Origin of the sequence: Salipiger marinus, assembly GCF_900100085.1 — a bacterium.
Lineage (GTDB): Bacteria > Pseudomonadota > Alphaproteobacteria > Rhodobacterales > Rhodobacteraceae > Salipiger > Salipiger marinus.
Genome location: NZ_FNEJ01000016.1, coordinates 85,637 through 107,272 on the forward strand (window position 1 = coordinate 85,637; position 21,636 = coordinate 107,272).

Genomic DNA, 21,636 nt, shown 5'->3' on the forward strand with positions numbered 1-21,636 from the left:
GGGAGCGCGATGATGCGGACATACAGGCAGCCCACCCTGCGGCAGATCGAAGTCTTCAAGGCGGTGATCGAAACCGGCACCGTCAGCCGTGCGGCGGAGACGCTGAACATGTCTCAGCCCGCGGCGAGCAAGCTGCTGTCAAATCTGGAGGCGGATTCCGGGCTCGATCTTTTCGAACGGCGGCGCGGGCTGCTGATCCCGACCGAACGCGGGCAGCGCTTCTATGAGGAGGTGGACCGGATCTTCTCCGGCCTCGACCAGATCGCGCTGGCCATCGACAACCTGCGCAGCGAGGAACGCGGGCGGCTGACGATCGGGGTGCTGCCCGCCCTTTCGGGCCGCTTCATCGCCACCGCCATCCGCAGCTTTTCGACCGCAGAGCCGGATGTGTTCATCTCCCTGCATGCCCGGTCCTCGCAGTTTCTGGTGGACTGGATGCGCTCCGGAAAGGTCGATGCCTGCATCGTCACCGGCCGCGTCGAGGATCCGCATATCGAGGTCGAGCCGCTGCTGAACATGCCCATGGTCTGCATGCTGCCGCCGGATCATCCCTTCGTGGACAAGACCGAGCTTTCCGTCGCCGATCTGGCGACCGAGCCGCTGGTGGCGTTCATGCACAGCAGCTACACCCGGCTGCAGCTGGAACGCGCCTTCGAGGCCGAGGGCCACCAGCCCCGGATCGTGACCGAGGCCACGACATCGCAGAATGTCTGCGAACTGGTCGCCGCCGGCATGGGCATAGCGCTGGTCCATCCGGTCTATGCCGAAACGGTCGAGGGGCGCGTGTCGGTGCGCCCCTTCGTGCCGGAAAATTTTCTGGATTTTCAGCTGTGCCGCCTGCGCCATGGCCGCAACCGCAGGCTGGTCTCCACCTTCGTGGAGACGGTGCGGGCGACGGCCGAAGCCTTCGCCCGCGACGGGATCATCACTCGGTCAGCTCGGTCAGTTCGGTGATCCGGGGCGCAAGGTTCATCTCGCCCTCCAGATCATAGCCGTAATCCAGCTTCGCGCTGCGCAGCCAGACCTGACGGAGGTTGAAAAGCGGCACCGAGCAGATCTGCTCGTGGATCAGCTGCTGCGCCTCTGACCATGCGGCAAGCTGCGCGTCCGCGTCCCCTTCGGTCTTGGCCGTGTTGATCGCGTCATCCGCCACGTCGCAATGCGAGAAATTGGTGATCGCGGTCGGTTTGCCGACGATGGCGTCGGAGTGATAGAATTCCGTCAGATAGGTGTCGGCGATCGGGAACCGCGCCGCGCCGTAAAAGGTCGCCCCGCTCAGATCGTCCCGGATCATCTCGTGATAGGTCGGATGGTCCACGACCTGCATGTCGAGCGTGATCCCGACCTTGGTCAGCTGCGCCTGGATCACCTCCATGATGGGCAGCTGCGCGTTGTTGCTGGACACCACGGCTTTGATCGTCACGCCGGTCTCGAAGCCCGCCTCCGCCAGCAGCGCCTTGGCGGCCTCGGGATCGTAGCTATAGCTCCAGGCGCTGCAGTCTTCGCCCAGATAGCCGGAGGGCACCACCGAGCAGCCCTTGGGCCCGACATCCTCCCCCACGAAGGCGACGATCTCGTCGACATTGATGGCGCGCGCCATGGCCTCGCGGACACGCTTGTCGGTCAGCGGCTCCATCGTGGTGTTCAGATGCAGCGTGCGGTATTCTGCGGGCCAGAAGACATCGACCTTGGCGGTCTCCTCGCGGGCCCAGCGGTCGATCCAGCGCTGCTCGCGCTTGCCATAGATCAGATCCAGCTCCCCCGAGGCAAAGGCCAGTTCGCGGCTGGCATCGGCCTGAATGAGCCGGTAATCGATCTCGTCGATCTTGGGCGCGCCGCGGAAATAGCCGTCATGCGCCACGAAGACGACCTGCTGCTGCGTGTCGTAGCGCTCGAACGCGAAGGGGCCGGTGCCGACGGGCTGCTTGCCGAAATCCTCGCCCTCCTGCTCGGCCGCCGCCTTGCTGACGATGTTGCCGCCATGGTAGTTCGAGACCAGCCCAAGAAACCCCGGCACCGGATGCGCCAGCACGATGCGGACGGTGTGATCGTCCACCGCCTCGATCGTCTCGAAGGCGGCATAGGCGGCGGCGAAGCTGGAGCGTTCGGGATCCTTCGCCCGTTCCAGCGAATAGACCACATCCTCTGCGGTGAGCGCGCCCCAGTCGCCGTGGAACTTCACGTCCTGCTTCAGCGTGAACACCCATTCGGTGCCGTCTTCGGAGGTGGTCCAGCTTTCGGCCAGATCCGGTTCCAGATCCTGAGGGGAGGCGCTGCCGGGCGGGAAGCGCACCAGCCCGTTGAACACCCAGCTCATCGGACCCTTTTCCGCCGTCGAGGAGGCGCGGTGAGGGTCAAGCGTCTTGATCTCGGGCGCGTTGATGCCGACGCGCAGGATCTTGTCCTGCGCCAGACTTGGTCCCGCCCAGGCCAGGCTGGCCGCCAGCGTGGCGGAGAGCGCCACCGCTTTTGTGAAATATGTCATTTTATTCCCCGTTGGATTTGCCTGCCCCTATCTGGCAGCCTCACCGGGCATCCCGTCAAATAGAGTTGGATGGGGCCGGTATTCCACGAGGTTATGACCTCATCCCCCCGTCCCCTGAAAGGACGGCAGAGGCGAGGGGGGAAGGATGCGCCGGAAAGGCCGCGCCGCCCGGGGGTGCGGCCCTCCCCGCCCTTCCTGGCCTGCTGCCCGCAGGGCCCCGGCATTGATCCATGGACGGGACGGGACCGCGAGCCAAGCAGGCTCCGGCCATCGTCCTCTGGCACATTGCACGGCATGAGATGCGGGGGCACCGGCAGTCACGCCGGTGCCCCGGGGGCGGCGGCTCCCCCGCCCCCGGGGGGACGGTCAGACCACCCGGACCGGGGCGGACTGCGCAAGCGGCAGGCCGGGGCGGGCGCCGGTCTTTGCGCCCTCGGCCCAGACCTCGCGCCCGTTCACGAAGACCCGGTCGATCCCCTTGGCCGGGGAGATCGGGTTCTCGAAGGTGGCGCCCTCCTCGATCGTGTCGGGATCGAAGATGACCAGATCGGCAAAGCCGCCCACGGCGATGCGTCCGCGCCCGCCCAGCCCGAACCTGTCGGCGGGCATCGAGGTCATGCGCCGCACCGCCTCTTCGAGCGAGAACAGACCGATGTCGCGGGCATAGCGGCCCAGAACGCGCGGAAAGGTGCCCCAGACCCGGGGATGCGGGTGCGAGCCGGTGGGGATGCCGTCGGAGCAGATGATGGTATGTTCATAAGACAGGATGCGCTGCACGTCCTGCTCGTCCATGATGAAGAAGATGCCGGTCGCGGGCAGCAGCCGTTCGAGCGCATCGTCGATATCGGTGTTCCACTGCCGCGCGATATCGTCAAGTTCCCGGCCCGCAAGCTCGGGGAAGGGCTCGCTTTCGGCGACGATGACCCGGGTCGCCTGCTTGTGCCGCCCCGAATTCAGGATGGTGGAGGACGCGACCCAAGGCGTGGTGTCCAGCCCCACATCCTGCTGGCGCATCGCCTCGTCGATCATCTTCAGCGTGATCTCGGACTTGCCGTGATTGGCAAGGCCCGCGCATTTGTGATGCGAGACATGCACGCCGCAGCCGCTGTCCCGCCCGACCTGAAAGGTCTCCTCCAGCGCCTCCATGACCCGGTCGCCCTCGTCGCGCATATGGGTGACATAAAGCTTGCCATGCTGATGGGCGATCTTGGCCAGCGCGATCAGCTCCTCGGTGGGGGCGGCGCGGGAGGGCGGGTAGAAGGTGCCGGTCGAGAGGCCGATGGCGCCCTCGGCCAGCGCCTGATCAAGGCTGCGGCACATGGCAAGGGTCTGCGCCGCATCGGCGGGCTTGTCGAGATCGGGCAGTTCGTTGATCCGCAGCGTGGAATGCCCGACCAGACAGGCGGCATTGACCGCAGCGGGGGCCGACAGCATGCGGTCGCGATAGGCGGCATAGGTCGGGAAGGCGCAGCTTTCATCCTCGATGATCATGCGCAGTGGCCCCGGCACGGCGCCCATCCGTTTCAGCGGCGCGATGGAAAAGCCGCAATTGCCGTTGATCACCGTGGTGACCCCCTGCGAGGTCATGAATTCCATGTCCGGGCGGGTCAGCATGGCGCCATCGTGATGGACATGCGGATCGATGAAGCCGGGTGCCACGACCCGGCCCGCCGCCGCGATCTCGCGCCCGGCGGACCAATGGGTCAGATCTCCGGTCGCGATGATCCGGTCGTCGGTGACGGCGACGTCGCCGCGCTGCCGCGGCGCGCCGGTGCCGTCGATGATGTCCGCACCTCGAATGATGAGATCAGCCTGCATGGGGCCTCCGTTCCGGTCGTTTCGTAATGTCAGGACTGGTCGCGCTCCGGCTCTGCCGGACCGGTGTCGCCGCACCAGCGCGCGACCAGATGGATCAGGATCAGGACGATCATCAGCGGCACCGCCACGGCGACCCAGACCGTCGAGAAGGGCAGCGCGTCGGCCATGGTGCGGCTGTGGCGCAGAAGAAAGCCGCGCGCGGGATTCATGCCCGGGCCAAAGACCACGTACCACAGGATCGGCAGCAGATAGACGAGCACGACCAGCGACTGCAGCAGCAGCGCGCCAAGCCGCATCCAGACCGGACCCTTGGTGACGCCGTTGAACAGCGCCGGATCGAACCGGCGCTTGAAGGACATGGTGGCGCCGATCAGCCCTGCCCAGATCATGGCGTAGCGGGCCAGCTCCTCGGTATAGGCCGGGGGCTGGCTGAACATGTAGCGCGCCACGACCTGCAGCATCACGGCCCCCACGAGGACGACAATCGCGACCCCGGCGAGCACCGACGCCACGCGGTCAAGCGCGGTGCTGGTGTGACATATGCCGCGAAACAGCGTCCTCATGGGGTCTGCCTCGGCTTACTCGGAGACGGACGCCTTGGCGTCCTTCCAGGCCTGAAGCGCCGCCTCGTCCAGCGCTGCGGTCCAGGTCTCGCGGGCGACCTCCATCATCTTCTCCCGCTCGCCGGGGGCAAGCTCGGTGATGGTCACGCCCGCCGCTTCATGCTTGGCGCGCACCTCTCCGGCCCAGGCGGTGATCCAGTCGCGGTTCGCCTGCACCCCGGCCTCGATCGCGCCGTCGATCTGGGTTTTCTCCTCGTCCGAGAGCGCCGCATACCAGTCTTCCGAAATCAGCACGACCCGGGTCGAGGGGGTCAGATCCACCGGGGTGAAATGCTTGAGGAATTCGGTATGCCCGGTCCGGATCGCCGAGTTCGGCGGGTTGAAATAGCCATCCGCCACGCCGGTCTGCAGGGCATTGGCCACTTCCGACCACGAGATGATCGTGCCGGTCGCGCCAAGCGCCTCCTGCAGGGCCAGCTGTTCGGAATTGAGCGCGCGGAAGCGCAGGCCGGACAGATCCTCCAGCGTGGCGATGGGGCGCTGGGTGTTGTGGATGCCGATATCCATGCCGATATAGGTGAGCCCGACCATACGCACGCCGTTCTGCAGCAGCGGCTCGTTGATGGTGTCGCGCACATCGGTCTCGGCGAATACCGCATCCAGTTCCTCGCGGCTTTCGAAGAAGAAGGGCAGCTGGATGCCCTTGCCGAAGGAGGACTGCCCGAAGGTGGTGGACAGCGCCGCAAGATCGACCTCGATCAGGCCCTGGGACACCTGGTCATAGCGTTCCTTTTCAGAGCCGAGCGTATCGGAGGGAAAGGACGACACCTCGAACCCGGTGCCGTCGAGCGCCTTGGCGAACCCCTCCACAAAGGCGGCCTCCGCGTTGGTCTCGGGGTCATCCGCGCCGTTGAAGGCGACCTTGACTTCCGCCGCCTGCAGGGCGCCCCCGGTCAGCGCCAGCGCGCTGGCCGCCAAAAGCTTCGAAATCATGTTCATGTCTGGTCTCCTCTGTTGGTTTTTTGATCACGCCAGCCCCAGCCAGCGCGGCAGCGCCAGCGAGATGTCCGGAAAATAGGTGAGCACGAAAAGCAGCAGGACCTCTGCAAAGAAGAACGGCAGGGTGGCCCGGATCAGGCGCCAGTAGTTCATCCGCACCGTGGTCGCGAGGATCAGCAGCACCCCGCCCAGGGGCGGCGACAGCAGGCCCGTGGTGATGTTGAAGCAGATCACGATGCCCAGATGCACCGGGTCGATCCCCATGGCGAGCGCCACCGGCACGAAGATCGGCGCAAAAAGCGCCACGGCGGCCTTCACATCCATGATCATGCCCGCGAACAGGAAAATCCCGTTGATCAGCATCAGATACTGGATCGGTCCCAGCCCCCAGCCCTCGACGGTGGCCGCGATCGCCTGCGGCCATTGCAGCAGGGCGGCGAGGTAGGAAAAGGTCGAGATGGCGCAGAGGATGATGAACAGGGCGCCCAGCATGATCGCGGTGCGCTGGATGCTGGCAAGGATGTCCGCAAGGGTCATCCTGCCGATGACGACCCCGATGATCAGCGCCGCCACGACCGCGACCGCCGCCGCCTCGGCGGGGGTCATGAAGCCGAAAAGCGTGCCGCCCAGAATGATGACCGGCAGCAGCATCGCCGGGATCGCCCGCACCAGCGAACCAAGGAAGGGCGGAATGTCATCCCCCGCGCCGCCGGGATGGTCGTCGCGATAGGCGTAAAAGGCGTTCATCGCCATCAGCACCGCCGCCAGCAGCAGGCCGGGCACGATCCCCGCCGCAAACAGCGCCGTGACATTGGTGTCCATCAGCGCGCCGTAGAAGATCAGGATCGAGGAGGGCGGGATGATGGGCCCGATGATCGAGGAGGCGCCGGTGATCGCCGCCGCATAATCCAGCGGATAGCCGCGCCGCTGCATCTCTGGCACCAGCGAATTGCCAAGGGCCGCCGCATCGGAGACCGCCGATCCCGACACGCCGGCAAAGAACACCGAGGTCATGACATTCACATGGCCCAGCCCGCCCTTCAGCCGCCCGAGAAAGGACATGCAGAAATCGATGAGCGCGGTCGCAAGCCCGCCCCGGTTCATCAGATCCCCGGCAAAGATGAACAGCGGCATGGCGAGGAAGGCAAAGACGTCAAGCTGGCTGAACAGGCGCTGCGGCAGGGCCGCCATGAAGGTTTCGCGCTCGGTCACGACAAAGGTCAGGATCGCCGAGGCGCCGATCACATAGGCGATGGCGGATCCCGCGAGCAGCCCGAGGATCACGAAGATCATGATGAACGGCGCCTGCATGTCCTGATGACCTCCCCCGCTGCGGCTTTGGTCAAGAGTGGGAGGCATGTCCCGAAATGAAAATAGAAATAATTTCAGGAATACATAGCATATAGCTATGGTCAAAGGATCTGGCAGGAAAGGCAAACCCGGTGAAACCCCTTACGCTTCAAAGGCTTCAGGTCTTCTGCACGGTCTATGAACACCATTCGATCACCGCCGCCGCCCGCGTCATGAAACTGTCACAGCCCACGGTCAGCCGCCATCTGCGCGACTTTGAGGCAGCGCTTGGCCTGACGCTGTTCGTGCTCGACAAGGGCCGGGTGCTGCCCACCGCCGAGGCCGATGCCATCTACACGGACAGCCGTTTTCTGGATGACGGCATCTCCCGGCTGGAACGGCGGATCGAGTCGCTGCGCAAGGGCACCGGGACGCGGCTGCCGGTGATGTCGGTGGGGCTTTTTGCGCCGCATTTTGTGCCGACCGCGCTCCGGCGCACGCTGGATGCCCTGCCCGGGCTGCGCATCACGCTGGATATCGGCACGGCGGAACAGCAGATCACCTATATGCGGGCAGGCATGGTCGAGATCGGGCTGGTCGTGGGCAAGTTCGCCGAGACCGACATCGTGGCGGAGCGCATCGGCGAGGGACGGCTGGTGGTGCTGACCCCGGAAGGCGGCCCCCTGACCCGGCTTGACCGGGTCAGGCTCGAGGATCTGGTCTCGGTGCCGATGCTGGGGCTCACGGCGCGCGGCCCGCTCGGGCGGGTGCTGAGCGAGGCGCTGGTGGAGCGCGGCCTTGCCTATAGCGACACCATCACCGGCAATTCGCTGGTCTCGGTGCCACATCTGGTCAAGGCCTTCGGCCGCTCCGCCGTCGTCGACGAATTCACCGCCGCGCTGCATGGCGTGCCCGGCCTTGTGACCCTGCCGCTGGAGACGGATCTGCCGATCGAGATCAACGCCATCACCATGGGCGCCGACGCGCAGAAAACCGCCATCCAGATCTTCGTCCGGGAAATGCGCGCCCTGCTCGCCGACTGGGCGGCGGGAAAGCGGCCATGACCCCCGGCGCGCCCCCTGCCCGCCGAGGATCGGTCGGGACAGGGCCCGCCCGCGCCGCCGCTCAGTCCAGCCAGACGCCGCTTGCCAGCAGGCGGCGCAGCAGGCCGGGCTGGCCTGAGACCTCCATGCGGGCATAGATCTGCTTGGAGGTGCTGCGCGCCGTCTCCAGCGTCCAGCCCAGATCCTGCGCCGCCCCGGCAAGGCTCAGCCCGTCGCAGAGGCAGGCCGCGAGCCGCGCCTCGCTGCGGCTGAGGCCGAAGGCGCGGGCGAGGCGGTCGCAGGGCAGCGCCCGGGCCGAGAGTGCATGGCGCAGCCGCCCCGTCAGCTGCAGCTCGCCGCCGACCGTCTGAAGACCGAGGCGCAGCTCCACCCGCGGCTCGGTCGACAGCACCACCTGCCGGACCGTGCCCGGCTGCTGCGCCACCGCCGCGAGGGCCAGACGCAGCGCCTGTGCGGCCTCTTCGGGCAGCGACAGCCGCCCGTCGGCGCGCAGGCTCAGCCCCGCCAGCGCCTGCAGCCGCGCCTCCAGCCCTTCGGCCATGGCGCTGACCTGCCCCGAAGGCGCGAAGAGGATCCAGCCGCCCCCCAGCGCCGCGGCGATCTGGCCATCAAGCAGGGCGCGCGCCCGCTCTTCCTCGAGCTGCCGCCAGCCGCCCAGCACCACGCCCAGATAGGGGATCAGGTTCGACAGCTGCAGCCCGTCCACCGCGCGGAAATCCTCGCCCCTGCGGCGCAGCGCCAGCAGCACCCGCGCCTCCCGGCCAAGGCGCCAGCGCAGCGCCCGCAGCGGCGGCCCCGAGGGCCCCGCCCCCGGCAGGTCGATCTGCGAATAGACCCGCCCGCTGCGCATGCGCTCCACCACCGCCTCGGCAGGGCCGTCCCAGTCCGCGCCCACCTGCCAGCCGGTGACGGGGCGCCCCGGCCCGCCAAGCCGCAGCAGCGCGCTCTCGGCCTGCGTGGCGGCGGCGAGCCGCGACAGGAAACCGTGCCACAGATCTTCGCGGGCCGCAGCGGAGCCCTGCGGAGAGCTGCCCTCGGTCAGGCCTAATGAAGCGGCAAACAGCGCCGCAAGGATCTCGGTTTCGTCCGGCATCGGCCTTTCCTGCGCAATTACCCCCCATATGGGGGGTTTTTGACGCGGCGCGCAAGGTTAGCTCTCGCCCAACTCAGTTCCTCACAGAGATGGCCGATGACCAGCAAAACCCTGACCCACCTGCAGCGCCTTGAGGCGGAGAGCATTCACATCCTGCGCGAGGTTGTCGCCGAGGCCGAAAATCCGGTCATGCTCTACAGCGTCGGCAAGGACAGCGCCGTCATGCTGCATCTGGCGAAGAAGGCCTTCTACCCCGCGCCGTCGCCCTTCCCGCTGCTGCATGTGGACACCACCTGGAAATTCCAGGACATGTACAAGCTGCGCGACAAGGCGGCTCGGGATGCGGGGATGGAGCTGCTGGTCTACCAGAACCCCGAGGCCAAGGAGCGCGGCATCAACCCCTTCGATCATGGCGGGCTGCATACCGACATGTGGAAGACCGAAGGGCTGAAGCAGGCGCTGGACAAATACGGCTTTGACGTGGCCTTTGGCGGCGCGCGCCGCGACGAGGAGAAATCCCGCGCCAAGGAACGGGTGTTTTCGTTCCGCTCCGCCAATCACCGCTGGGATCCGAAGAACCAGCGCCCCGAACTCTGGCGGCTTTACAATGCCCGCAAGGCCAAGGGCGAAAGCGTCCGGATCTTCCCGATCTCGAACTGGACCGAACTGGACATCTGGCAGTACATCCATCTGGAAGGCATCGAGATCGTGCCGCTCTATTTCTCGCAGCCGCGCCCGACGGTCGAGCGCGACGGCATGCTGCTGATGGTCGATGACGCGCGCTTCCCGCTGAAGGACGGCGAGGAGCCGGTGATGCGCTCCATCCGCTTCCGGACGCTGGGCTGCTACCCGCTGACCGGCGCCGTCGAAAGCACCGCGCAGACCCTGCCGGAAGTCATTCAGGAAATGCTGCTGACCACCACCTCGGAACGTCAGGGCCGGGCCATCGACCACGACCAGGCTGCCTCGATGGAGAAGAAGAAGCAGGAAGGCTATTTCTGAGCGCCCCGCGCCAGCCTCCCTTCCAGCCCCTTATTTTGCAGACAGGTACCCCCTCATGACCCTCCAAGAGTCCACCTACAAGACCGACGCGCTGATCGCCGAGGACATCGACGCCTATCTCGAGGCGCACCAGCACAAGACCATGCTGCGCTTCATCACCTGCGGCTCGGTCGATGACGGCAAGTCGACCCTGATCGGGCGGCTGCTGTATGACAGCAAGATGATCTTCGAAGACCAGCTTGCCGCGCTTGAATCCGACAGCAAGCGCAGCGGCACGCAGGGCGAGGAGATCGATTTTGCGCTGCTGGTCGACGGGCTTGCCGCCGAGCGCGAGCAGGGCATCACCATCGATGTGGCCTACCGCTTCTTCGCCACCGAAAAGCGCAAGTTCATCGTGGCCGACACCCCCGGCCATGAACAGTATACCCGCAACATGGTGACCGGCGCCTCCACCGCCGATCTGGCGGTGATCCTGATCGACGCCCGCAAGGGCGTGCTGGTCCAGACCCGCCGCCACAGCTATCTGGTCCAGCTTCTGGGCATCCGCCATGTGGTGCTGGCGGTGAACAAGATGGATCTGGTCGGCTACGATCAGGCGACCTTCGACCGCATCGTCGCCGAGTACCGCGCCTTTGCCGAAAGCATCGGCATCACCGAGTTCACCGCGATCCCGATCTCGGGCTTCAAGGGTGACAACATCACCACCTCGAGCGAGAACACGCCGTGGTATGACGGCCCCGCGCTGCTGCCGCTGCTCGAGTCGGTCGAGGTCGAGCAGAGCCGCGAACTGGCGAGCCCCTTCCGCATGCAGGTGCAGTGGGTGAACCGCCCCAATCTCGATTTCCGCGGCTTTGCGGGCATGATCGCCAGCGGGCAGGTGCGCCCCGGCGATGCGGTGCGGGTGCTGCCCTCGGGCAAGACCTCGAGCATCGCGCGCATCGTCAGCCTCGAAGGCGACCGGGATCTGGCCGTGGCCGGGGAGTCGGTGACGCTGACGCTGAATGACGAGATCGACTGTTCGCGCGGGCAGGTGATCGTTGCGGCGCAGTCGCCGCTGGAAGTGGCCGACCAGTTCGAAAGCACGCTGGTCTGGATGGACGAGCATGCCCTGCTGCCGGGCCGCGCCTACTGGCTGAAGATCGGCACCCAGACCGTGTCGGCCACGGTGGCGGAGCCGAAATACGAGGTCAACGTCAACACGCTGGAGCATCTGGCCTGCAAGACGCTCGATCTCAACGCCATCGGGGTGGCCAACATCACCACCGATCGCGAGATCCCCTTTGCCCCCTACGAGGAGAACCGCGACCTTGGCGGTTTCATCCTGATCGACAAGATCACCAACCACACGGTTGCGGCGGGGATGATCCATTTCGCCCTGCGCCGGGCGCAGAACATCCACTGGCAGGCCACCGATATCGGCCGCGAGCATCACGCCTCGATGAAGCACCAGAAACCGGCGGTGCTGTGGCTGACGGGGCTGTCGGGCTCGGGCAAGTCGACCATCGCCAATATCGTCGAGAAGAAGCTGGCGCGGATGAACCGCCACACCTTCCTGCTGGATGGCGACAACGTGCGCCACGGGCTGAACAAGGATCTGGGCTTCACCGAGGCCGACCGGGTGGAAAACATCCGCCGCGTCGGCGAGGTGGCCAAGCTGATGACCGATGCCGGGCTCATCGTGATCACCGCCTTCATCTCGCCGTTCCGGTCGGAGCGCGAGATGGTGCGCGGCATGATGCAGCCGGGCGAGTTCGTCGAGGTCTTTGTCGACACGCCGCTGGAAGTGGCCGAAACCCGCGATGTCAAAGGGCTTTACGCCAAGGCCCGCGCTGGCCAGCTGAAGAACTTCACCGGCATCGACTCGCCCTACGAGCATCCCGAGGCGCCGGAACTGCGGATCGACACGACCGAGATGTCCCCGGAAGAGGCCGCCGACCTCATCATCGCGCGGCTGATCCCCTGAGCCTTGCGCCCCCCGGCCCGGAACGGCGTCGGGGGGCGGTCACAGCCCCTGCCAAGACAGGGCGCCACCGCGCCGTCAGCGCCTCCCCCCGCCCCTGCGCGGGGGGAGGCGCCGTCGCGTCTATGGCCCGGAGCGCCCCCCCTGTCGCGCTCTGACCGGGGGCAGCCTTTCTCCGCCGCAGGTCCGGCGCGCGGCTGAGCGGTATGTGAGGGCGCCGCGCTGCCGCAGCAGGCGCGGGTGGCGGGGGACCGCGCTGCCGCAGGCTCACCGGATCGGGCAGGATGGCGCGGCGACGATGGTCCTGCCCCGGCTGCGGCGCGCAGGCAGCCGGGCCTCCGCCAGAGCCTGTCCGCCAGAGGACCGGTGCAAGAGGGGCTTCCCCCGCGCGCTCACCTCCTGCCGCAGCAGGTCAGCGCAGCTTTCCCGCAGCGGGGCTGCCGTTCCGGCGGGTCAGTCGTTTTGCGCCGGCGCCCCGGGGGCGGAGGGACGGCCGGCGAAGCTCTCGCCGCGCCCCGGTCGGGCGCGGGCGGAAGGGTTACACCAGATCTGCCGCATGGGCGGCGGAGATGCGGTTCAGCACGGCGAGGATCTCGGTCGTGTCCTGCCGCTCATAAGCCGCCGCCAAGGCCTCCAGATCGGAGCGGAAGGTGGCGAAGCTCTGCTCGGCCTCCTTGGACAGCAGCGGCATGCGCTCGTGGCGTTCCACGAAGGCATCGGCGATGGTGGCCAGCAGGAAGAAGGCGGCGGCCTGATCGGGGCGGTCGATGGCGGTGCGATAGGCCAGACGCGCCACCGACCGGTAGGCGTGGATGCCGTTGCCCTGCTCGGTCAGCGTCGTGAGAATGGTGCTGAACATGATGTCGTCCTTTCGGGTCAGAAGGTGATGTGGCGGGATCCGCCATGCGCCGCGGACCAGTCCAGCGGGGCCTCGATGAAGGCGGCAAGGCGGCTGCGTTCGGCAGGGGTGAAGATCTGCTGCTCTTCGGTGGCGGCGAGGATGTCGCGCCAGTTGGCCAGCGCATGCAGCCGCAGCCCGCGCTCGGCGAGGGCGGTGCGGGTGGCCGGGAAGATGTCGTAGTGAAACAGCATCAGCACGTCGCTGATTTCCATGCCCGCCTGCCGCAGCGCCTCGCAGAAGCGGATCTTTGACGCCCCGTCGGTGGTCAGATCCTCGACCAAGAGCACGCGCTGGCCGGGGCTCGAGACGCCCTCGATCCGGGCGGCGGGGCCGAAGCCCTGCGCGCGCTTGCGCACATATTGCATGGGCAGGCCCGACAGCGCCGCGATCCATGCGGCAAAGGGAATGCCCGCGGTTTCCGCCCCCGCCACGGCGTCGATGCGGTCGCGCCCGATCTCGGCATCAAGGATTTCGGTGGCAAAGCCCATCAGCATCTCGCGGATCGCGGGATAGGAGATCACCCGCCGCACGTTGATATAGACCGGGCTCGCGATGCCGGAGGACAGGATGAAGGGCCGGTCCTGCGCCGTCTCCACCGCGCCGATCTGCAGAAGCGCGCGGGCGGTGCGGCGGGCATAATCGGCGCGGGTCTCGGGGGCGAGCGGCATGGCGGAGACTTCCTTCATTCTTCTCCCCCCAGATAGGCGGAAAGGATCGAGGTGCCCACCATGAAATCGGCCAGATCCATGGCCTCTTCGGGGTTGTGGCTGCCATTGCGGTTGCGCACGAAGACCATGCCCGAGGGAATGCCCGCCTGCGCGAAGACCGCCGCATCATGCCCGCCGCCCGAGGCCATGGTGAAGGCGGCCCCGGTGCTGCGCGCCATCGCCGCCTCCAGCCGGGCGATCACGTCCGGATCCATCAGCGCCGGGGCCACCGCCACTTCGGGGCCGGTCTCGAACCGCACGCCGCGGCTGCGGGCGATGTCGTCCATCTGGTCGCGCAGGTAGTCGCGCATCTGCGCCAGCACCGCCGTTTCCTGCGAGCGGATGTCGAGCGAGAAGCCCAGCATGTCGGGGATGCGGGCGATGGCATGGCTCTGGGCATCGGTGCCGACGATGCCCGAGGTCAGCACCAGATCGCGCCCGGTGCGCAGCAGGTGATCCCATGTGTCGTCCAGCCGGTGCATCAGTTCGGCAAAGGCCAGCACCGGATCGTGGCGATAGGCGCGCGGCACCGCGCCGGAATGCCCGGCCTGCCCGATGCAGCGGATCAGGCGGTGGCGGAAATTGCCGCGGATCCCCGACACCACCGCCGCAGGCAGGCCGCGTTCGACCAGCAGCGGGCCCTGTTCGATATGCAGTTCCAGATATTCCTCGATCCGGTCCAGATCGCAGATCGGCTGGCGCGCGGCGAGCGGGGCGGTGTCGATGCCCAGATCCTCCAGATGCGCGGCAAGGCTGCGCCCGTCGCCGCGATGGGAGGCGGCCAGTTCCTCGGCGGGCAGCTGCCCGGTCAGCATCTTGGAGCCGAGATAGCAGGCGCCGAACCACGCGCTTTCCTCGCCGCGCATCGCAAGGCATTTGACCGGGCGGGCGAGCCCGCGCCCGCCGCGCGCGGCGCGGATCAGCACCATCAGCCCCGCGACCACGCCCGCCAGCCCGTCGTAATTGCCGCCCATGGGCACGGAATCCACATGGCTGCCGATCAGCACCCAGCGCGGGGCTTCGGCATGTTCGGGCAGGCAGAACAGCAGGTTGCGCCCGGCGTCTTCTTCCACGCAGAGCCCCTCTGCGCGGGCAAACTCCGCCAGCCAGTCCAGCACCTTCGTCTCGATCCCGGAAAAGGCCGGGCGGCTGACCCCGGCGCTGTCGGGAGAGAGCGCGCGGATCTCGGCAAAGACATGCGCGGCCAGCGCCTCCAGCGTCGCGTCCTGCAACGGGGCCTGCTTCATGCCGCCTCTCCCTCGGGCATCTCGACGCTGCCGATGATCTCTGACAGCGAGGCAAGGCCCTGCGCCTGCATCCAGTCGCCAAGCTCGGCCACCAGCCGCGCCATGACGGTGGGCGACTGGAAGGTGGCGGTGCCGACCTGCACGGCGCTGGCCCCCGCGATCAGGAATTCCAGCACGTCATCCAGCGTGGCGATGCCGCCGCAGCCGATCACCGGGATCGTGCAGGCCCGGGCGCATTGATAGGTCATGCGCAGCGCGATGGGTTTCACCGCAGGCCCCGACATGCCGCCCATGCCATTGCCCAGCCGGGGGCGGCGGGTGCGCACGTCGATGGCCATGCCAAGCGCGGTATTGGCGGTGACCAGCGCATCCGCGCCATTGGCCTCCGCCGCCTGCGCCACCGCCACCGGCTCGCCGGTATTGGGGGTAAGCTTGGCCCAGAGCGGCAGGTCGGTTTCCGCCCGGAGCCGCCGCATCACCTCTGCCGTGGTGTCGGGGCGCATGGCGAAGGCATTGCCGTCGGCCTCGATGTTCGGGCAGGAGATGTTGGCCTCGATCGCCGCGACCCCGGGCAGGCTCACCTCGGCGCAGAGCCGGGCGAATTCATCCAGCGTATGGGCCGAGATCGACACCACCAGCGGCGCGCGATAGCCCTGCCAGTAGGGCAGCATGCGGCTGCGGAAATCCTCGATCCCCTTCGACGGGATGCCGATGGCGTTGAGCATGCCGCCCTGCAGGTCGCAGACCCGCGGCACCGGATTGCCCGCCCGGGTGCCGCGCATGATGGTCTTGAGCACATGCGCGCCCAGAAGGTCGAGGTCGAACACATCCGCCAGATCCTCGGAAAAGGTGCCGGAGGCGGGCATGATCGGGTTGGCAAGCGTCATCGCCCCCAGCCGGACGGAGAGATCGGCGGCGCTCATGCGATGGCCTCCAAGAGGGGAAAGACCGGGCCCTCGCGGCAGACCCGGCGCTGGACGATGCCGCCCTCCTCGCGGAAGGGGCGGACGCAGGCCTGACACATGCCAAGACCGCAGGCCATCTGCTGTTCCATGGCGATCTCGCCGGGGATGCCGTGGCGCTGGCCCAGATCCTGCAGAAGCCGCAGCAGCCGCGACGAGCCGCAGGTGTAGAAGGCATCGACCCGGCCCGCCGCGATGCGCGCCTCGATCAGGCCGCGCAGCGCCTCGGGGGTGGAGCTGCCATCCTCGTCATGCACCACGATGACCTCGGCGCCATAGCCGCGGAACAGATCCACCGACATGGCAAGCTCGGGACGGCGCGCCGAACAGATCGCGGTCAGCCGCCGGCCCGACCGCTGCGCCGCGCGCGCGAGCGGCGCCAGCGTGGCAAGCCCCACGCCGCGCGCCACCAGCAGCAGATCCTGCCAGTGCTGCGGCATGGAAAACCCCTGCCCCAGAGGCCCCAGCACGTTGAGCATGCCGCCCGGGCGCAGCGTGGCCAGCCCGCGCGTGCCGGCACCCGCCACCTTGTAGAGGAACTGCAGCTGCCCCGCCTCGGCATCATAGCCATAGATGCTCATGGGGCGGCGCAGGAAGGGATGCTCGCCCTCGGGTTCGGGGCAGAGCAGCTGGAAGAACTGGCCGGGCTGGCAGTCCAGCACCTCGGGCGGCGCGTCCAGCGTCAGCAGACGGTATTCGCCATTGACCGGCAGGTTGGAACGCACCACGCAGCGCGCCTCGGCGCAGCGGGGCAGCACGCCCGGCGCCATGGGCACCGACAGGACGGAAGGGGAGAGGGTCATGACACGCCTTTCTCAGCCGTAGATCAGCTTGGGGACGATCAGCGAAATCTGCGGGACATAGGTGATCAGCAGCAGCACGATCAGGTTGACCACCACGAAAGGCCAGACGCCGCGGATGATCTCCACCACCGGTTTGCCCAGCGTCGAGGAGGCCACGAAGATGTCGAGCCCGAACGGTGGCGTGATCATGCCAAGGCAGATGTTCAGCGTCACCACCATGCCGAAATGCACCGGATCGATGCCGAAGCTCATGGCGACCGGGTAAAGCGGCGGCACCAGCACCAGCAGGGTGGAATTGGGATCGATGAACATGCCCGCGATGAAGAACAGCAGGTTGACCGCGATCAGGAAGGCGATGCGCCCGGCCTCGGCAGAGGCGAGCAGCCCGAGGATCATGTCCGGCACCTGCGCCAGCGTCACGAAAAACGAGATGAGCCCGCCCATGGCCAGCAGCACGAAGATGATCGCGGTGTTGATGGCGCTGTCTTCGGTGATGCGCACCAGATCGGCGCGGCCAAGGCTGCGGAAGACCAGCATCTCCACGAGAATGGCATAGACCACGCTGACGGCGGCGGCCTCGGTGGGGGTGATGACGCCGGAATAGATGCCGCCCAGAATGATGACCGGCATGCCAAGCGCCCATTTCGCCTCCCAGAGCGCGCGGAGCCGGGCGCGGGCGGGCAGGCGCGGGCTGCGGCTGACATTGTCGCGGCGCGCCTGCATCTCGACGAAGATCGCGAAGGCGATGCCCAGCACCAGCCCGACACCCAGCCCCGCCGCAAAAAGCTGCGCGATGGAGGTGCCGGTGATCCAGCCATAGACGATCAGCGTGATCGAGGGCGGGATCAGCAGCGCCGTCTCGGCGCTGGCGACCAAGAGGCCAAGGCTGAACTTCTCGGAATAGCCCGCACGGCGCATCTCGGGATAGACCATGCGGCCCATGGCGGCGACGGTGGCCGGAGCCGAGCCCGAGACCGCGCCGAAGGCCATGGACCCGCCCACCACCACATGGCCGATGCCGCCGCGGGTATGGCCGATCATGGCGGTGACCACGCTGACCAGCTGCCGGGCGATCTGCCCCGAGCCCATGAGGTTGGCGGCAAAGATGAAGAAGGGAATGGCGAGCAGCGTGGTGTGGTCGATGCCGCCCACGATCTTCTGCACCACCGCCGGATCCGGCAGCCTTGCGTAGAACAGCTCCTTATAGGCCAGCGCGGGCAGGCCCAGCACCAGCAGCATCTCGAACCCGCCGACCAGCAGCAGCAGAGCGAGCCCGATCACGATGGCCAGCATCATTGCGCCGCCTCCTGTGCCGCAAAGCGGTCAATCACGCCAAAAAGGCTGAGCCCGTAGCGCAGCGCCAGCAGCAGGAAGCCGATGACCGGGGCGAGATAGACAAGCCCGATCGGCACGCCCAGCGTCGGCGAGCTTTGCCCGGTGTTGAGCACGAAGCGCACCAGATCGAGCGACAGCCACGCGACATAAAGCGAAAAGCCGAGCCCGGCGAGGTCGATCACCCGGCAGAGCCAGCGCCGCGCCGGATCGGGCAGCTTCTGGCGCAGGTTGGTGATGCCCACATGCTTGCCGCGTTCCAGCGCGAGCCCGAGGGCGAGAAAGACGAGAAAGAGGTTCATCATCCGCACCGCCTCCTCGATCCAGGCGAAGCGGCTGGCGAAGGTGCCGCCGATCTCCCGGGTCACGACGGATCCGGTATAGAGCAGCACCATGGTCAGGAAGAGCGCGACCAGCAGGCTGCGCTCGATCTTCCTCAGGAGGTTGAGCAGGGGCATGGAAGGGTCCTTCGGCGCCTCGCGCGCCAGTTCGGGAACGGACGGCACAGGCCCGCCGCAGGGGCGGGCCCGGCCGGTCGGATCGCGGGATCAGTCGAGCTCGGCGATGGCCGCGTCATAGGTGGCCAGCAGCGCCTCGCCCGCCTCGCCCGCCATGGCGACATAGGCCGCCGAGGCCGGACCCCAGGTCAGCTCGCGCAGCTCGGCGCGCTCTTCCGGCGGGGCCACGCGCACATTGGTGCCCGCGCCCTCGATGACCTCCAGCGCCTCCTGCACGGCGGCGGCCTTGTGCGCGGTCAGCTCGGGGATCACCTCGGTGAAGGCGGTGCGGATCACCTCCTGATGCTCGGCGGGCAGGCTCTCCCAGAACATCGGGTTGAACAGCACCACGTCTTCCATCGCGCCATGATCCGAGACCACGAGGTTTTTCTGCACCTCGTAGAATTTCATGTTCTTGATGGTGTCGAGCGGGTTCTCCTCGCCATCGACCACGCCGGTCTGCAGCGAGGTGTAAAGCTCGCCGAAGGGCAGGGCGATGGCCGAGGCGCCAAGTGCGGTGTACTGCTCGATCAGGATCGAGCTGTCCATGACGCGGAATTTCTGACCGGCAAAATCGCCCAAGCTGTCGAGCGGCTCGTTGGAGGTGAACTGCTTCTTGCCATTGGGCCAGAGCGTCAGCGCCACCATGCCCTTGGAGGAGAAGCTGTCGAGCAGCTCCGCACCGAAGGCGCTTTCGCGCAGCGCCTGCGCCTTGGCGTCATCCTCGGGCAGCAGGTAGGGGATGTCGAGGATCGACACCACCGGGTTGAACCCGCCAAGGAAGGCGGCGGGGGCGACGGTGCCCTCGATGGTGCCAAGCTGCACGCCCTCGTTCATCTGGCGCTGGTTGCCCAGCTGGCCCTGCGGGAAGATCTGCAGCTCGACCGCGCCCTCGGTGCGCTCCGCGACCAGATCCGCCACCTTTTCCAGATGCACGTGGCGGCTTTGTGCCGAGCTTTCCAGATGGCCGATGCGGGCGACGAACTCCTGCGCCGAGGCGGCGCTGGACAGGACGAGGCCAAGCGCGGTCAGGCTTGGCAGAAGATAGGCGGATTTGAACATGCAGGACTCCCTGTGGGTTTGTTCTTCTTGAGCACCCGGAAGGTTCACCAACAGGCGGGGAATGGTCAACCGGAAAATCTAAATTTTGAGACGAGGCGGAAATTTTCCCGGCTCCCGGAAAAGCTGCCGCCCATATTTTGGGCAGTGCCGCTAGCGAATGCCATGGCACGCGATCAGCGCATCGACATGGTCCGCCGCCTCCACCCCCTTGAGCGAGGTCGCCCAGAGCCGTTTCGCGATGCCCTCATGCAGCTCCAGCGCCTCGGGCGCCGAGGTGATGAGCCCGACCCCGATGCGGATATTGGGATTGTGGCCCAGCCGGAAGGGGCTGATGGTCAGGGTCGAGGCCGCCCCCTTGCGCACGATCTGGAACGAGGTGGAGGGGATCGGTTCGCGCGCCACGCCCAGCTGGATGCCGATATCGGGCTCGCGCAGCATGCGGCTGATATGCCGGGCCTCGCGCAGCGCCATGTGGCGGCGATGGGCCAGCGTGTCTGCCTCCAGATCCCGGCGCCCCACCAGCCCCTCGCGCAGGAAGCGCTCGATATCGGCATCCGACACGATCGACACCAGAAGCGACCGGCGGCTGAGGAAATGCTCTTTTCTTTTCCTCAGGATTTCAAGGATCTGGACCACATCCTGCGCCAGATCGCCGGGGGCCGCCTCGTGCAGGACCTGCGCCAGAACCGCGTCATAGCCTTCGGTCGTCACCAGATAGGAGACGGGGCTGAACAGGCCGATGATCTGCTCGCTGTCCTCCTCGATCTGGCGCATCCGCTCGAAGAAGCTGACCGCATTGTCCACATATTCGATGCCCACCCCCAGCAGCGAAGGCAGCGAGACATGCAGCTCGTCAGCGATGGCGGTCAGCATCTCGATCTTGGCGATCTCGCCCTTCTCCGCCCGGTAAAGCGCCGCGCGCGAGATGCCAAGCCGCGCCGCCAGCACCTCGGGCGCCAGCCCGCGGCCCATGCGATAGGCCCGCAGCCGCGCCCCGAGGTCTACGAAGTTCACCTTGCCAGCCTGCGTCACGGTCTGCCTCTTTGCTGTTTCGCCTGTCCTGCCGGGGCCGCACGTGACAGAGATCCGCTGCGGCCTCCCCTTGGCGCAGCCGTATCGAAAATGATCCAAACGCGCCCGGGGAGCAACCGCAACTTGCCCCAACAGACCGGAACTTCGCAAAAACCCTGTGTTTTCGGTGATATCTGACTGGAAAACGGGCAAGACCGGCGGGTTTCTTCCCGCCGTCTGCACGGCAAAAGCCCTCATTTTCCACGGAAAATTCCTCAGCTTGGGGACAGATGTCCAAAAACTGAGAAGATTGCCGCACTTTTTCGCACCCAGCCAGACCCGGCCCCGGACCGGGGGACGGCAGAGCCAGGCAAGGGTTCCCCGGTTCTGTCGAGGCCACGACTCGGCCCCCGCGCAGCTCTGCCCGGAGGCCTGCCTCGCGTCAGGGGCGGGCCCGCCGCAGCCTGCGGCCCTCAGGGCCGGGCGTTGCGCCGCAGCACGCGGTCGATCATCTCCTGCGCGGTGCCGATCTGCGCCTCGGTCCCGATCACCCCGGGCGGCAGGGTGATCCCGGCCACCTCCTGCAGCGCGGCGTCAAGATCCGCCCTCCGCGATCCGCAGCGCCACCTCATGAAGCACGTCATGGGCGCGCAGACGGCCAAGCTGCTCGGACAGGTGCATCATCACCGCTTCGGAATGGATGAGCCCGCCGGTCAGGTCGAGGTTGCGGGCCATGCGCGCGCTGTCGACCTCGAGCCCGGAGAGCAGATCCGAAGCCAGCGAGACCGCCCCGCCAAGGTTCTGCACCGCATGGGCCAGCGCGGCCCGCTCGCGGTAGCC

21 protein-coding genes are annotated in these 21,636 nt (G+C 67.1%); 4 read left to right on the forward strand and 17 right to left on the reverse strand.

The annotated features are described in order from the left end of the window. Window positions 1–12: 12 nt before the first annotated feature. Window positions 13–954 (forward strand): LysR substrate-binding domain-containing protein, encoded by a 942-nt coding sequence (locus BLR51_RS17590; protein ID WP_165616866.1) that lies wholly within the window; start codon window positions 13–15, stop codon window positions 952–954. Here the strand turns inward: BLR51_RS17590 and BLR51_RS17595 are convergent. The 5 genes from BLR51_RS17595 to BLR51_RS17615 form a co-directional block, all read right to left on the reverse strand. Continuing rightward, window positions 926–2,485 carry an ABC transporter substrate-binding protein gene (locus tag BLR51_RS17595; RefSeq protein WP_089849432.1) on the reverse strand — a complete coding sequence of 520 codons (1,560 nt, stop codon included), beginning with the start codon at window positions 2,483–2,485 and terminating at the stop codon, window positions 926–928. The genes BLR51_RS17590 and BLR51_RS17595 overlap by 29 nt on opposite strands. A gap of 366 nt (window positions 2,486–2,851) precedes the next feature. Next, window positions 2,852–4,303 carry an N-acyl-D-amino-acid deacylase family protein gene (locus tag BLR51_RS17600; RefSeq protein ID WP_089849434.1) on the reverse strand — a complete coding sequence of 484 codons (1,452 nt, stop codon included), beginning with the start codon at window positions 4,301–4,303 and terminating at the stop codon, window positions 2,852–2,854. Between the two features lie 29 nt (window positions 4,304–4,332). Beyond that, window positions 4,333–4,866, reverse strand: a complete 534-nt coding sequence (locus BLR51_RS17605; RefSeq protein ID WP_089849436.1) for a TRAP transporter small permease — start codon at window positions 4,864–4,866, stop codon at window positions 4,333–4,335. 15 nt (window positions 4,867–4,881) lie between these two features. Then, complete coding sequence (locus BLR51_RS17610; protein ID WP_089849437.1) at window positions 4,882–5,865, reverse strand: TRAP transporter substrate-binding protein; 984 nt, start codon at window positions 5,863–5,865, stop codon at window positions 4,882–4,884. Between the two features lie 27 nt (window positions 5,866–5,892). After that, window positions 5,893–7,176, reverse strand: a complete 1,284-nt coding sequence (locus BLR51_RS17615) for a TRAP transporter large permease (RefSeq protein ID WP_089849439.1) — start codon at window positions 7,174–7,176, stop codon at window positions 5,893–5,895. Between the two features lie 131 nt (window positions 7,177–7,307). On the opposite strand from BLR51_RS17615, the gene BLR51_RS17620 reads away from it, so the two are divergent. After that, window positions 7,308–8,219: a LysR family transcriptional regulator gene (locus BLR51_RS17620; protein WP_089849441.1), complete on the forward strand. Its 912-nt coding sequence runs from the start codon at window positions 7,308–7,310 to the stop codon at window positions 8,217–8,219. Window positions 8,220–8,280: 61 nt separating this feature from the next. On the opposite strand, the gene BLR51_RS17625 is transcribed toward BLR51_RS17620, so the two are convergent. Further along, window positions 8,281–9,312 (reverse strand): helix-turn-helix transcriptional regulator, encoded by a 1,032-nt coding sequence (locus tag BLR51_RS17625; RefSeq protein WP_089849443.1) that lies wholly within the window; start codon window positions 9,310–9,312, stop codon window positions 8,281–8,283. A gap of 39 nt (window positions 9,313–9,351) precedes the next feature. Between BLR51_RS17625 and cysD the strand changes: the two genes are divergently transcribed. Both cysD and cysN read left to right on the forward strand, forming a co-directional pair. After that, the gene (gene cysD / locus BLR51_RS17630) at window positions 9,352–10,314 is read left to right on the forward strand and encodes a sulfate adenylyltransferase subunit CysD (RefSeq protein WP_089849445.1); all 963 of its coding nucleotides are present in this window, start codon (window positions 9,352–9,354) and stop codon (window positions 10,312–10,314) included. Window positions 10,315–10,369: 55 nt separating this feature from the next. Beyond that, entirely contained in the window at window positions 10,370–12,277 is a 1,908-nt protein-coding gene (gene cysN, locus BLR51_RS17635) for a sulfate adenylyltransferase subunit CysN (protein WP_089849447.1), read from the forward strand. Window positions 12,278–12,812: 535 nt separating this feature from the next. Here the strand turns inward: cysN and BLR51_RS17640 are convergent. The 11 genes from BLR51_RS17640 to BLR51_RS17685 form a co-directional block, all read right to left on the reverse strand. Then, window positions 12,813–13,133: a hypothetical protein gene (locus tag BLR51_RS17640; protein ID WP_089849449.1), complete on the reverse strand. Its 321-nt coding sequence runs from the start codon at window positions 13,131–13,133 to the stop codon at window positions 12,813–12,815. Window positions 13,134–13,150: 17 nt separating this feature from the next. Further along, on the reverse strand, window positions 13,151–13,861 hold the full coding sequence (locus tag BLR51_RS17645) for an orotate phosphoribosyltransferase (RefSeq protein WP_230798083.1): 711 nt from the start codon (window positions 13,859–13,861) through the stop codon (window positions 13,151–13,153). Further along, the gene (locus BLR51_RS17650) at window positions 13,858–15,129 is read right to left on the reverse strand and encodes a Zn-dependent hydrolase (protein WP_089849453.1); all 1,272 of its coding nucleotides are present in this window, start codon (window positions 15,127–15,129) and stop codon (window positions 13,858–13,860) included. The genes BLR51_RS17645 and BLR51_RS17650 overlap by 4 nt, the downstream gene beginning before the upstream one ends. Then, window positions 15,126–16,052, reverse strand: a complete 927-nt coding sequence (locus BLR51_RS17655; RefSeq protein WP_089849455.1) for a dihydroorotate dehydrogenase — start codon at window positions 16,050–16,052, stop codon at window positions 15,126–15,128. Before BLR51_RS17655 ends, BLR51_RS17650 begins: the two co-directional genes overlap by 4 nt. Then, window positions 16,049–16,894, reverse strand: a complete 846-nt coding sequence (locus BLR51_RS17660; protein ID WP_207543655.1) for a dihydroorotate dehydrogenase electron transfer subunit — start codon at window positions 16,892–16,894, stop codon at window positions 16,049–16,051. Before BLR51_RS17660 ends, BLR51_RS17655 begins: the two co-directional genes overlap by 4 nt. Window positions 16,895–16,906: 12 nt before the next feature. Further along, window positions 16,907–18,190: a TRAP transporter large permease gene (locus BLR51_RS17665; RefSeq protein ID WP_089849457.1), complete on the reverse strand. Its 1,284-nt coding sequence runs from the start codon at window positions 18,188–18,190 to the stop codon at window positions 16,907–16,909. Further along, the gene (locus BLR51_RS17670) at window positions 18,187–18,684 is read right to left on the reverse strand and encodes a TRAP transporter small permease (RefSeq protein ID WP_089849459.1); all 498 of its coding nucleotides are present in this window, start codon (window positions 18,682–18,684) and stop codon (window positions 18,187–18,189) included. The genes BLR51_RS17665 and BLR51_RS17670 overlap by 4 nt, the downstream gene beginning before the upstream one ends. A 90-nt stretch (window positions 18,685–18,774) precedes the next feature. Next, window positions 18,775–19,785: a TRAP transporter substrate-binding protein gene (locus tag BLR51_RS17675; protein WP_089849461.1), complete on the reverse strand. Its 1,011-nt coding sequence runs from the start codon at window positions 19,783–19,785 to the stop codon at window positions 18,775–18,777. A 150-nt stretch (window positions 19,786–19,935) separates the two neighbouring features. Further along, window positions 19,936–20,799 carry a helix-turn-helix domain-containing protein gene (locus BLR51_RS17680; RefSeq protein WP_207543656.1) on the reverse strand — a complete coding sequence of 288 codons (864 nt, stop codon included), beginning with the start codon at window positions 20,797–20,799 and terminating at the stop codon, window positions 19,936–19,938. A 470-nt stretch (window positions 20,800–21,269) separates the two neighbouring features. After that, window positions 21,270–21,428, reverse strand: coding sequence for a hypothetical protein (locus BLR51_RS27795; protein ID WP_165616867.1), 159 nt, complete (start codon window positions 21,426–21,428; stop codon window positions 21,270–21,272). Then, window positions 21,391–21,603 carry a hypothetical protein gene (locus BLR51_RS17685; RefSeq protein ID WP_089849465.1) on the reverse strand — a complete coding sequence of 71 codons (213 nt, stop codon included), beginning with the start codon at window positions 21,601–21,603 and terminating at the stop codon, window positions 21,391–21,393. Before BLR51_RS17685 ends, BLR51_RS27795 begins: the two co-directional genes overlap by 38 nt. Window positions 21,604–21,636 lie beyond the last annotated feature (33 nt).